An 11,776-nucleotide genomic window follows, 5' to 3' on the forward strand; every position below is an offset into this window, starting at 1 on the left:
GTCCGGGGCGCAGTTCGTTTCACCAGTTTCACCACGAAATCCGAGAGGGCTGAATCGCTCCCATGGCGAAGATCCTGAAGTTCGACGAGGACGCCCGTCGCGCCCTTGAGCGCGGCGTCAACAAGCTTGCCGACACGGTGAAGGTGACGATCGGCCCCAAGGGCCGCAACGTCGTCATCGACAAGAAGTTCGGCGCCCCCACCATCACCAACGACGGTGTCACGATCGCCCGCGAGGTCGAGATCGAGGACCCGTACGAGAACCTCGGTGCTCAGCTGGTGAAGGAGGTGGCGACCAAGACCAACGACATCGCGGGTGACGGCACCACCACCGCCACCGTGCTCGCCCAGGCGCTCGTCCGCGAGGGCCTGAAGAACGTCGCCGCGGGTGCCTCCCCGGCCGCCCTGAAGAAGGGCATCGACGCCGCGGTCAAGGCCGTCTCGGACGAGCTGCTCGCGACCGCCCGTCCGATCGAGGACAAGTCCGACATCGCCGCCGTGGCCGCGCTCTCCGCGCAGGACCAGCAGGTCGGCGAGCTCATCGCCGAGGCGATGGACAAGGTCGGCAAGGACGGTGTCATCACCGTCGAGGAGTCCAACACCTTCGGCCTGGAGCTCGACTTCACCGAGGGCATGGCCTTCGACAAGGGCTACCTGTCCCCGTACATGGTGACCGACCAGGAGCGTATGGAGGCCGTCCTCGACGACCCGTACATCCTGATCCACCAGGGCAAGATTTCCTCGATCCAGGACCTGCTGCCGCTGCTCGAGAAGGTCATCCAGGCCGGCTCCTCGAAGCCGCTGCTGATCATCGCCGAGGACGTCGAGGGCGAGGCCCTGTCGACCCTGGTCGTCAACAAGATCCGTGGCACCTTCAACGCGGTGGCCGTCAAGGCCCCCGGCTTCGGTGACCGCCGCAAGGCGATGCTCGGCGACATGGCCACCCTCACCGGTGCCACCGTCATCGCCGAGGAGGTCGGCCTCAAGCTCGACCAGGCCGGTCTTGACGTGCTGGGCACCGCCCGCCGCGTGACGATCTCCAAGGACGACACCACCATCGTCGAGGGCGGCGGCAACGCCGACGAGCTCGCGGGTCGCGTCAACCAGATCAAGGCCGAGATCGAGTCCACCGACTCCGACTGGGACCGCGAGAAGCTCCAGGAGCGCCTCGCGAAGCTGGCCGGCGGCGTGTGCGTGATCAAGGTCGGCGCCGCCACCGAGGTGGAGCTGAAGGAGAAGAAGCACCGTCTGGAGGACGCCATCTCCGCGACCCGCGCCGCGGTCGAGGAGGGCATCGTCTCCGGTGGTGGCTCCGCTCTGGTCCACGCCGTCAAGGTCCTCGAGGGCAACCTCGGCAAGACCGGCGACGAGGCCACGGGTGTCGCGGTCGTCCGCAAGGCCGCCGTCGAGCCGCTGCGCTGGATCGCCGAGAACGCCGGCCTCGAGGGCTACGTCATCACCTCGAAGGTGGCGGAGCTGGAGAAGGGCAACGGCTTCAACGCCGCCACCGGCGAGTACGGCGACCTGGTCAAGGCCGGCGTCATCGACCCGGTGAAGGTCACGCGCTCCGCGCTGGAGAACGCCGCCTCGATCGCCTCCCTGCTCCTCACCACCGAGACCCTCGTGGTGGAGAAGAAGGAAGAGGAGTCGGCGGACAACGGCCACGGCCACGGCCACGGTCACTCGCACTGACGCGCACGTAGCTGATCGCTCGTAGTCGATCACCGAGGTCCGGTGCCCCGAGGGGCGCCGGGCCTCGGCGTTTGTGCGGACGTTTCTACGGGCTTTCTACGGGCTGTCCACGCCCTCCACCGCGCCGAGCTGCCCCATCAGCCCGAGCAGGTCGTACTGCCACCACCCTTCCGTGATCTTGCCGTCCGTCCGGAACTGGTGGATGGTCGTGCCCGTCATGGAGACCTTCATGCCGGTGGGCTGGAGCCCCATGAAGTCGCCGGTGTGGGTGCCGATCCAGGTCCACCGCGTGCACACCCGGTCGCCCTCGGCGATCTGGTCGTTGACGGTGAAAGCGAAGTCGAACCCGCCCCGCCACATCTCCACCTCGCGGCGGACCGCGTCCATGCCGATGACGTCCTGCGCGTTCGTCGGATCGTGGTCGTGGTAGCCCTCCGCCAGGACCTCGTCGAGGGGTGGCAGCTCGCCCTCGGAGGCCATGAGCTCGAAGAGGTGGCGGGCGTTGGACTTGTACAGCTGCTCGTCCCGGATGATGTCGAGGTCCGTGAACGTCGGCATCTCGTCACAGAGCGCGACCATCTCCCGGAAGATGCGATCAGTCTCCGGAAGCTGCGAGTTGGTCATCGCGACCTCGTAGGAGGGGAACTCCACGATCTCCACGAGGTGCGTCGCGTCGGAGCGGTCCTTGCCGATGACGCTGTGGGTGGCCGTGCGCTTGCCCTTGGTCGACTCGACCCACTTGTCCATGAGCCGGTTCAGGTCGTCGAACCGACTGGTCTTGCAATCGATTATCTGTACGAAGGTCATGGTGCCTCCCGGACCGGGTGGACCCTTCCATCTTAGGGCCGGGGAGCTGGCAGCATGAGGTCATGCTGCGTGCGTGGGGGAGCCGGTCGGTGGCGGTCGGGGGAGACGCGGAGCTGGTCGTCACCGGCGACCACGCCCGCATCGGAGTGGACGGTCCGCCCGTCCACTCCGCCTACCTGGAGCAGGTGCGCCGGACAGCCCCGCCGGAACTGGTCGAGCGGGAGGAGGAGTTGGCGGAGCTGGCCGCCTTCTGCCAGACCGGCTCCGGCCCGTCGTACGCGTACTGGCGCGCCGAGGCATGGGCCGGCAAGACGGCGCTGCTGTCCTGGTTCACGCTCCACGCCCCGCCGGGCGTGCGGATCGTCTCCTTCTTCGTGACCGCCCGCTGGGCCGCGCAGAACGACGCCGTGGCTTACGTGGAAGTGGTGCTGGAGCAGCTCGCCGAGCTCGCCGGGGAGGGGCTGCCGCCCCTGCTCACCGCCGCGACCAGGGAGGCCCATGTGCTGCGCCTCTACGGAGAGGCCGCGCGGGCCTGCGCCGAGCGCGGCGAACGGCTGGTCCTCCTCGTCGACGGCCTCGACGAGGACCGGGGCGTGACCACGGGGCCGGACGCCCACTCGATCGCGAGCCTGCTCCCGTACGGCCTTCCCGCCATCGTCTCCGGCCGCCTGAACCCCCCGCTGCCCTCGGACGTCCCGGAGGGCCATCCGCTGCGCGACCCGGCGATCGCCCGCACCCTGGAGCCCTCCCCGTCGGCCCGCGCGATCCGCGCCGAGGCGGAACGCGAACTGAAGCGCCTGCTTGAGGCGGGTGGGGTCGAGCACGACATCCTGGCCCTGCTCACGGCGGCGGGCGGCGGCCTGACCGCGGACGACCTGGCGGAGCTGACGGACGCGGTGCCCTATCGCGTACGGGACGTCCTGCGCACCGGGCCGGGCCGCACCTTCGCCCCGCGCGCCGACGCCTACCTCCTCGCCCATGAGGAACTGGCCGTCCAGGCACGGGAGATGCTCGGCGAACGCGAACTGGAGAGCTCCCGGGCGAGACTGCACGCGTGGGCGGCGGAGTGGCGGGAGCGGGGCTGGCCGGAGGAGAGCCCGCGGTACCTGCTGCGCGGCTACTTCGCGATGCTCCGGGCGGCCGGCGACGCGACCCGTATGACGGGGTGCGCCCTGGACACCGTACGGCAGGACCGGCTGCTCGCCGTGACGGGCGGGGACGGTGCGGCGCTGGGGGAGATACGGGCGGTGGCGGAGGCGGTCCTGGAGCTGGGGGACGGGCCTGATCTGGTGATGTCCCTGCTGCGGCTCGGCATCCGGCGCGATGCGCTCGAGCACCGCAACAGCGGCATCCTGACTACGCTGCCCCCGGCCTGGGCCGCGGTCGGACAGATCGAACGCGCGATCGCGCCGGCGCGCGGCATGGACGAGATACGGGCGGTCTCCGCCCTGTGCGCCGTCGCCGACGAGCTCCTGGCGCGCGGTGACCGCGCCCGCGCGACCGAACTCGTCGAGGAGGTCGAGGCCGCCGCCCTGCGAATGAGCCGGAAGGGCTCGGGGAACGTCGCGATGCAGGACGTGGCGGGGGTGCTGATGAGGATCGGTGCCCACGACCGCGCCGCGCGGGTGGTCCGGTCCATCGGGGAGGACATCTGGCGCCGGGAGTCGCTGCTCGCCCTGGTGCAGGAGCTCTGCGGGAGAGGCGAGTACGGGCCCGCCCTCGACCTGGCTCGCACCGACCCCCTGGCGGGGGTGCGGGCGGCCGCGACGACCGCCGTCTGCCGCGCCCTGGTCCGTGGGGGCAGGTGGCCGAGGCCGAGGCGGCGGCCCGGGGCACGGCGGCGGCCGGGACGGACGAGGAGCTCGTGGCCCGGGTGGTGGTGCTCGTCCGGGTCTCCGTCGCGGTGCGGGAGGGCGGCCACCCGGCGGCGGCCGACGGCATGCTGGGCGACGGGCTGCGCGCCCTGGCGGGCGCGCCGACCCGGGACGACGGACGGGGGCGGACCGGACGGGGGCGGACCGGACGGGGGCGGACCGGACGGGGGCGGATCGGACGGGGGCGGATCGGGCCAGGGCTGACCCGGACCTGGAGCGCGAGGTGGTGCGGGCGCTGGTCGAGGCGGGACAGTTCGCCTAGAAGACCGATGAAGATGTTGGGTTCTGGCTCCGCCGCGTCAGTGGTGGGGCCAGACTCGTTGTTGTGGTTCAAGGGGAGTGGGTCGGGGAGACCGTCGGGCCTGATGTGTGGGCGACGTGTCGGGAGTTGATTCCGGCTGGGAGTGTGTTCGCGTTCCTGGCCGAGCACCGTGGCCGGCTGTTTCCCGCGGAGATGTTCGCGGACATGTATCCGTCGGTGAACGGGCGGCCGTCGATGCCGCCGCAGATCCTGGCCGCCGCGATCACGTTGCAGGCCTTGCATGGCCTGTCGGACTTCGAGACGGTCCAGGAATTGCGCTGCGACCTGCGGTGGAAGGCCGCCTGCGGGCTCGGCCTGCACGACATGGCGTTTGATCCGTCGCTGCTGGCGTACTTCCGTCGACGGCTGGCTCGTTCAACGCGCCCGAACCGGGTTTTCGAAGCGGTCCGCGAGGTCGTCAGGGCAACCGGGGTCCTGAGGGGCAAGCACCGGCGGGCACTGGACTCCACCGTTTTGGACGATGCGGTCGCCACCCAGGACACCGTCACTCAGATCATCGCCGCTGTCCGGGCGGTGATCCGGGAGGTCCCGGGAGCCGGCCCGGCCGCGGCCGTGCAGTGCACGGCCCACGACTACACCGATCCCGGCAAACCCCGAATCGCCTGGAACGACGCCCAGGCCCGCGCCGGGCTGGTGGACGCCCTCGTCACGGATGCACTGCGGCTGCTGGGGCACCTGCCCGAGCAGCAGCTCGGCGAGAAGGCCGCGAACGCGGTGGGCATCCTGGCCCTGGTCGCCGGGCAGGATGTCGAACCGGCCGAGGACTCCGACGGCCGCGACGGACGCTGGCGCATCACCCAGGGCACCGCCCCGGGCCGCATGCTCTCCACCGTCGACCCCGAAGCGCGCCACGTCCACAAGACCCGCTCCCACCAGCAGGACGGATACAAGGCCCACCTCGCCGTCGATCCCGAGACCGGCCTGTTCACCGCCGTCGCCCTCACTCCCGGAGCCGGGCCGGAGCACCACGAAGCAGCCGTCGGCCTCGACCTGCTCGCCGAGGAGGACCAGCCGGTCGACGCCTTCGGCGACACCGCTTATTCCACCGGCGACGCCCGCCAGAGACTGGAAGCCGCCGGACACCGGCTGTTCCTAAAACCCGCCCCGCTGCGGGCGGCCGTTCCCGGTGGCTTCACCCTCGACGACTTCGCCATCGACACCACCGCGGCCACCGTGACCTGCCCCCAAGGACACACCGTCGCGCTGTCGGACCCTGGCGGACAGCACCACCAGCGCAGAGCAGCGTTCAAAGACCTGTGCACCAGATGCCCCCTGAGTGAGAAGTGCACCAAAGCCAAAGCGGGCCGGATCCTGACCATCCGCCCCCACCACGACCAGCAGGCGGCCGCCCGCCACCAGGCCGCCACCGACCCCGACTGGCAAGCCGACTACCGCCGCTGGCGACCCCCCGTCGAACGCGCCGTCGCCTGGATCGTCCACCGAGGCAACCGCAGACTCCGATACATCGGCACCATCAAGAACGACACCTGGCTCCACACCCGAGCAGCCGCCCTCAATCTCCGCCGACTGATCAACCTCGGACTCACCTACAACAACGACACCTGGCACCTCGCCCCAGCCGGCACATGACCACGCGGGGCTGCCCGGCCTCCGGCCGGACAGCCCCGCAACAAGATCTTCATCAGCCTTCTAGGGGGTGTCCGGGCTACGCCGACCGCGTCAGGTCCGACGGCCGTACCGGATCCGCGAACGGCTCCCCCCGCCCGTACCGCTCCACCTCCCCCAGCGCCTGGTCCGCCATCCGGTGCAGCTCGTTGCCGAGCGAGCCGGCCACGTGCGGGGTCAGCAGGACGTTCGGGAGGGTCCAGAGCGCGGAGTCGGGGGCGGGGACGTCCGGGTCGGTGACGTCCAGGACCGCGTGGAGGCGGCCCGCGCGCAGGTGGGGGAGGAGGGCGGGCTCGTCGATCAGGGAGCCGCGTGAGGTGTTGATCAGGGTCGTGCCGTCCGGCATCAGGGCCAGTTGCCGCTCGCCGATCATGCGGTACGTGGCCGGGAGTTGGGGCGCGTGGACCGACACGATCGTGCTCCGGGCGCACAACGCATCCAGGCCCACGAGCTCCACACCCAGCTCGCGCGCCTCGCCGGTCGTCACGTACGGGTCGTGGAGCAGCACCTCGAAGTCGAAGGGGCGCAGCAGCTCGACGACCCGGCGGCCGATGCGGGAGGCGCCGACGAGGCCGACCGTACGCCGGTAGTTCCCCCAGGCCGCCGACTCCGCGGTCCAGACGCCGTCCGCGCGGACCTCCCCGTACCGCTGGGCCGAGGGCAGGATCCGTTTCCCGGCGAGGAGGATCGCGGCGAGCGTGTACTCGGCGACGGGCAGGGCGTTGGCGGCGGCCGTGGACGTGACGGCGAGGCCGCGCTCCCAGCAGACCTCCGTGATGTGGTGCTTCACCGAGCCGGCCGCGTGGACGACGGCCTTGAGGCGCGGGGCGCGGTCCAGGACGCCGGCGGTGAGCGGGGGCGCGCCCCAGCAGGTGAGGAGGAGTTCGGCCTCGGCGAGGGCCTCGGCGACGCGCGGGTCGTCGGGTGCGGTCAGGTCGTGGGCGACGAGGTGCGGGTCGGTGCGGGTGAGCGCGGCGAGGCGCGCGCGGTGGGCGTCGGTGAGGAGGCGGTCGGCGACGCCCGGGCCCATGGAGAGGAGGAGGGTCGGGCGATTGTCAGTGGCGGGGTGCATGGTGGACATCGTGGGACCTGGACTCCTCACTTGACGCTGCCGGCGGTCAGTCCGGCCTTCCAGTGGCGCTGGAGGGAGACGAAGGCGACGACGAGGGGGACGACGGCGAGCAGGGATCCGGTGACGACGAGGGGGTAGAAGTCGGGTTCCGCGTGGGCGTTGCTGTTCCACGCGTAGAGGCCGAGGCTCAGCGGGAAGAGCTTCTGGTCCGAGAGCATCACCAGGGGGAGGAAGAAGTTGTTCCAGATCGCGGTGAACTGGAAGAGGAAGACGGTCACGAAGCCCGGCATGATCATGCGCAGACCGATCGACCAGAAGGCGCGCAGCTCGCCCGCGCCGTCGATACGGGCGGCCTCCAGGGCCTCGTCGGGGATGTAGCCGGCGCTGAAGACCCGGGCGAGGTAGACGCCGAAGGGGTTGACGAGGACGGGGATCAGGACGGCCCAGTAGGTGTTGACGATCCCGACCTCGCTGGCCAGGAGGTACATGGGCAGGGCGAGCGCGGTGGTGGGGACGAGCACGCCCAGGAGGACGACGCCGAAGAGCTTCTCCTTGCCCCGGAAGTCGTACTTGTCGAAGGCGTAGCCCGCCGCGACGCTGATCAGCGAGCAGGCGGCGGCGCCCACACCCGCGTAGAGGAGGCTGTTGGCGTACCAGTGGAAGTAGACGCCGTCGTTGTACGCGGCGAGCCGGGAGAGGTTCCCGCCGAGGTCGAAGCCCTCGAAGGAGAAGGCGTTGCCCGCCAGCAGGCCGCCCGCGTCCTTGGTGGCGGCGGTCAGCAGCCAGACGAGCGGGAAGAGCATGTAGACGACGGCGAGGACGAGCGCGCCGTTGACGGCGGTCTTCGAGAGCCAGACGTTCGTCGTGCGGGAACGGGGCCGGGACTGGGGCCTGCTCATGCGCGCTTCCCCTTCCTGCGGCCGGTGAGGCGGGTGACGGCGAAGGAGAGCAGTGCCGCCGTGAGGGCGAGGAGGACGGACGCGGCGGCGGCGAGGCCGTAGTCGTTGCGGTCGAAGGCGGCGGTGTACGCGTACATGTTCGGCGTCCAGGTGGAGGTGACGGCGGAGCCCGTGCCCTTGTTGAGGATCAGCGGCTCGGTGAAGAGCTGGAGCGAGCCGATCACGGTGAAGAGACCGACCATCGCGATCGAGGCCCGGATCAGCGGGACCTTGATGCTGAACGCGACGCGCCAGGAGCCGGCGCCGTCGACGGTGGCCGCCTCCAGGACGGAACGGTCGATGGCCTGCAGGGCCGCGTAGAAGATCACCATGTTGTAGCCGAGCCACTCCCACAGCGCGATGTTGACCACGGAGGGGAGCGCGCCCTCGGGCGAGAAGAAGTCGAAGCCGATGCCGCCCGCCTCCATCGCCTCGACGACCGGGCTGAGTTGGGGCGTGTAGAGGTAGACCCAGATCAGGGCGGCGATGATGCCGGGGACCGCGTGCGGCAGGAAGAGCGCGAGCTGGAAGAAGCGGCGGGCCCGGGCGAGCGCCGAGTCGAGCAGCAGGGCGAGGCCGAGGGCCCCGCCGAGCAGCAGCGGAATGTAGAAGAGGCAGTAGCCGAGCAGGACGACGAAGCCCTCGCGGAAGGCCCGGTCACCCAGCGCCGCGGTGTAGTTGTCGAGCCCCGAGAAGGCGGACTCGGCGCCGCCGAAGCCGAGCCCCGACTGCTTCTCCGTGAAGAGGCTGAGCCAGATCGCGTAACCGATCGGCACCACCATCACCGCGGTGAACAGGGCGAAGAAGGGGGTCAGCAGGAACGCGGCGGCGCGGGTGCGGGCCCTCACCGGATCAGCCCTCGACCTTCAGACCGCGCTTGGTCAGCTCGGCGACGGTCGCGTCGTGCCCGGTCCTGACGGCGTCCACGATCGTCGGACCGCCCTTGGCGATCTTGCCGAACTGGTCCTTGATGGCCGTGTTGGTGGTGCCGGTGGTCGGGCCCCACGCCCAGTTCGGGTTGATGGAGGCACCGGCCTCCTCGAACAGGGCGTAGATGTCCTGGCCGCCGTAGTAGCTGGCGTCGAAGGCCTGCTTGGCGACCGGGCGCAGTGCGCTCGCGGCGGGGAAGGCGCTGGACGTACCGGAGGCGATCCGAGCCTTGACGCCCGCCTCGGTGGTGGACATCCACTCGGCGAACTCGACGGCGGCCGCCTTGTTCCTACTGTCCTTCGTCACGGCGAAGGAGGTGCCGCCGAGCATCCCGCTCGCGGGCTTGCCGTCCCAGCTCGGCATGGGCGCCACCGCCCACTTGCCGCTCTGCTCGGGCAGGGTGCCCTTGAGGACGCCCGCGCCCCAGGACGCACCGAGGTAGCCGATGGTCGTGCTGTTCTTGAGCGAGCCGGTCCACTCGGGGCTGAACGAGGCGTTCTTGTGGACGAGGTCGTCGTCGACGAGGCCCTGCCAGTAGGCGGCGACCTTGGTGGTGCCCGGGTCGGTGGTGTCGATCTTCCAGGTGTCGTTCTCGGCCTTGAACCACTGGGCGCCGGCCTGCCAGGCCATCGCCTCGAAGGTGGTCGGGTCGTCGGGGAAGAAGGTGGCGATCCGGGCCTTGGCGTCGGCCTTCCGCACCTTCTCGGCAGCGGCCTTGAACGCGTCCCAGGTGCGCGGGACCTCGACCCCGTACTTCGCGAAGAGGTCCTTGCGGTAGAAGAAGGCCTGCGGGGAGGCGTCGAAGGGCACGGCCCAGGTCTTGCCGCCGAGGGTGGTGAGCTCGACGGTCTGCGGCAGCAGCTTGCCCCGGTCCTCCTCGGTGAACTCGCCGCCGATGTCCTGCAGCGCGCCGGAACTGACGAACTCGGGGAGCGAGGAGTACTCGATGGAGACCAGGTCGGGCGCGTTGCCCGCCTTCACGGCGTTGGAGACCTTGGCGTAGCCGCCGGCGGTCCCGGAGGGGATCTCCTCGAACTTCACCTGGATGTCGGTGTGGGAGGCGTTGAACGCGTCCACCACGTCCTTGGAGCCCTTGGCCCAGCCCCAGAAGGTGATGGTCACGGGCCCGGAGGGCTTGTTCGCGGTGTCGGCACCGCCGCCGCAGGCCGTGAGGACGGCCAAAGCGGTGGCGGTACCGGCTATGACACGGGACGTTCTGCTCCAACTGCTGCTCACGGCACGGCTCCTGACACGGCGGGCGTGGACGGGGTTGGCCGTGATCCTGGGACGGCTCATGAGCGAAGTCAAGAGCGAAAGATTGATTGATCGAAAAAAGATCGAATCGATCAGGCGGTACGGGTCGAATCGATCAGGCGGGGCGACCCCCTGAGGGAGCCCCGCACGAGGACCGCACCCGCAGCCGCGGCAGCAGGCTCAGGTGACGCCGCGCGGCCTCTTCCGCCGGGTCCTCCGTCAACCGCTCCACCAGCAACTCCGTGGCGTGCCGCCCCACCTGACGCTTCGGCGGCGCGACCGCCGTGAGCGGTGTGTCGGCGAGCGCGGCGACCTCGTCGTCGTACGCGATCAGGGCCAGGTCCTCCGGCACCTTCACCCCCAGCTCCGCCAGGCGCTGGACGATCTCGATCGCGTCCACGTCGTTGTGGACCAGGGCCGCGCTCGCCCGGCCCGAGACCACCGCCTCGTGGAGGGCCCGTACCGCGCGCTCGAACCCCGCCGGATCCTGGTCCGCCGGTACGGAGTCGATCACCGGCCCGGGCGCCTCCAGGCCCAGCGTGACCAGCGCCTCCGCGTACCCGGCGCGCACCGCGAGCGCCGTCGGGCTGTCGCCCCTGGCCACCAGCAGCGGGGTGCCGTGGCCGAGGCCGAGCAGGTGGCGCAGGGCCAGCAGGACGCCGTGGCCGTGGTCGGAGACCACCCGGTCCAGAGCGTCCAGCGGGCTGCCGGGGTCCGCCCGGCGCTCCAGGAGCACGGCGGGCACGGGCAGTTCGGCCAGCCAGTTCCCGTACGCGGGCCGGTCCTCCGGGCCCCGCCAGCCGGGCGCGACGAGCACCCCCTCGGCGCCGGCCGCGAGCAGCCCCTCGGTGCGGGCGCGGTCCTCCTCGGGGCGGTAGTCCGAGATCCGCAGGATCAGCCGGGCCCCCGCCCGCGCCGCCGCCTCGTGCGCGCCCCGGATGACCTCGGCGAAGTAGTACGTGGCGGAGGGCGCGAGCAGCCCGAGGACCAGACCTTCCGACACTGCCGCGTGCCGTTCGGGCCAGGACACCTGGCCGTGCACCCGGTCGAGCAGCCCCTTGGCCGCCAACGCCTCCACGTCGCGGCGGGCGGTGACGGGGGAGACCCCGAGCAGTGTGGCCAGGTCGGCGACGCGCACGGTACCGCGCTCGCGCACCAGGGCCAGGAGTCGGTCGTGTCGTCCGGCGGCACTCTCGCGCACGGTGCATCCCCTCGCGGTCGGTCGGTCTGTCGGTCTGTCGGTCGGTCTGTCTGTCGGTCCG

The 11,776-nt window shown here is 70.9% G+C and carries 9 protein-coding genes; 3 read left to right on the plus strand and 6 right to left on the minus strand.

Going from position 1 to position 11,776, the window contains the following annotated elements:
• The first annotated feature begins 62 nt into the window (after nt 1-62).
• Entirely contained in the window at nt 63-1,691 is a 1,629-nt protein-coding gene (gene groL / locus Q5762_RS09960; RefSeq protein ID WP_315891635.1) for a chaperonin GroEL, read from the plus strand.
• Nucleotides 1,692-1,787: 96 nt separating this feature from the next.
• Here groL and Q5762_RS09965 read toward each other — a convergent pair whose 3' ends face one another.
• A complete protein-coding gene (locus Q5762_RS09965; protein ID WP_315891636.1) occupies nt 1,788-2,498 on the minus strand; it encodes an ester cyclase in 711 nt (236 codons plus the stop codon).
• Nucleotides 2,499-2,560: 62 nt separating this feature from the next.
• On the opposite strand from Q5762_RS09965, the gene Q5762_RS09970 reads away from it, so the two are divergent.
• Nucleotides 2,561-4,576 carry a hypothetical protein gene (locus tag Q5762_RS09970; RefSeq protein WP_315891637.1) on the plus strand — a complete coding sequence of 672 codons (2,016 nt, stop codon included), beginning with the start codon at nt 2,561-2,563 and terminating at the stop codon, nt 4,574-4,576.
• Between the two features lie 163 nt (nt 4,577-4,739).
• Nucleotides 4,740-6,284 carry an IS1182 family transposase gene (locus Q5762_RS09975; protein ID WP_315891801.1) on the plus strand — a complete coding sequence of 515 codons (1,545 nt, stop codon included), beginning with the start codon at nt 4,740-4,742 and terminating at the stop codon, nt 6,282-6,284.
• 76 nt (nt 6,285-6,360) lie between these two features.
• Here Q5762_RS09975 and Q5762_RS09980 read toward each other — a convergent pair whose 3' ends face one another.
• From Q5762_RS09980 to Q5762_RS10000, 5 genes are all read right to left on the minus strand, one after another.
• The gene (locus tag Q5762_RS09980) at nt 6,361-7,392 is read right to left on the minus strand and encodes a hydroxyacid dehydrogenase (RefSeq protein WP_315891638.1); all 1,032 of its coding nucleotides are present in this window, start codon (nt 7,390-7,392) and stop codon (nt 6,361-6,363) included.
• 26 nt (nt 7,393-7,418) lie between these two features.
• Nucleotides 7,419-8,291 carry a carbohydrate ABC transporter permease gene (locus tag Q5762_RS09985; RefSeq protein WP_315891639.1) on the minus strand — a complete coding sequence of 291 codons (873 nt, stop codon included), beginning with the start codon at nt 8,289-8,291 and terminating at the stop codon, nt 7,419-7,421.
• A complete protein-coding gene (locus tag Q5762_RS09990) occupies nt 8,288-9,178 on the minus strand; it encodes a sugar ABC transporter permease (protein ID WP_315891640.1) in 891 nt (296 codons plus the stop codon). Before Q5762_RS09990 ends, Q5762_RS09985 begins: the two co-directional genes overlap by 4 nt.
• Nucleotides 9,179-9,182: 4 nt before the next feature.
• Nucleotides 9,183-10,496 (minus strand): sugar ABC transporter substrate-binding protein, encoded by a 1,314-nt coding sequence (locus tag Q5762_RS09995; RefSeq protein ID WP_315891641.1) that lies wholly within the window; start codon nt 10,494-10,496, stop codon nt 9,183-9,185.
• Nucleotides 10,497-10,629: 133 nt separating this feature from the next.
• On the minus strand, nt 10,630-11,715 hold the full coding sequence (locus Q5762_RS10000; protein ID WP_315891642.1) for a substrate-binding domain-containing protein: 1,086 nt from the start codon (nt 11,713-11,715) through the stop codon (nt 10,630-10,632).
• Between the last annotated feature and the right edge of the window lie 61 nt (nt 11,716-11,776).

Source organism: Streptomyces sp. P9(2023), from assembly GCF_032436795.1.
GTDB lineage: Bacteria > Actinomycetota > Actinomycetes > Streptomycetales > Streptomycetaceae > Streptomyces.

What these genes read in the sequence shown, in the direction of transcription:
- groL (WP_315891635.1), top strand. Translation starts at nt 63, where the DNA reads ATGGCGAAGATCCTGAAGTTCGACGAGGACGCCCGTCGCGCCCTTGAG.
- Q5762_RS09980 (WP_315891638.1), bottom strand. Translation starts at nt 7,392, where the DNA reads ATGCACCCCGCCACTGACAATCGCCCGACCCTCCTCCTCTCCATGGGC.
- Q5762_RS09985 (WP_315891639.1), bottom strand. Translation starts at nt 8,291, where the DNA reads ATGAGCAGGCCCCAGTCCCGGCCCCGTTCCCGCACGACGAACGTCTGG.
- Q5762_RS09970 (WP_315891637.1), top strand. Translation starts at nt 2,561, where the DNA reads ATGCTGCGTGCGTGGGGGAGCCGGTCGGTGGCGGTCGGGGGAGACGCG.
- Q5762_RS09965 (WP_315891636.1), bottom strand. Translation starts at nt 2,498, where the DNA reads ATGACCTTCGTACAGATAATCGATTGCAAGACCAGTCGGTTCGACGAC.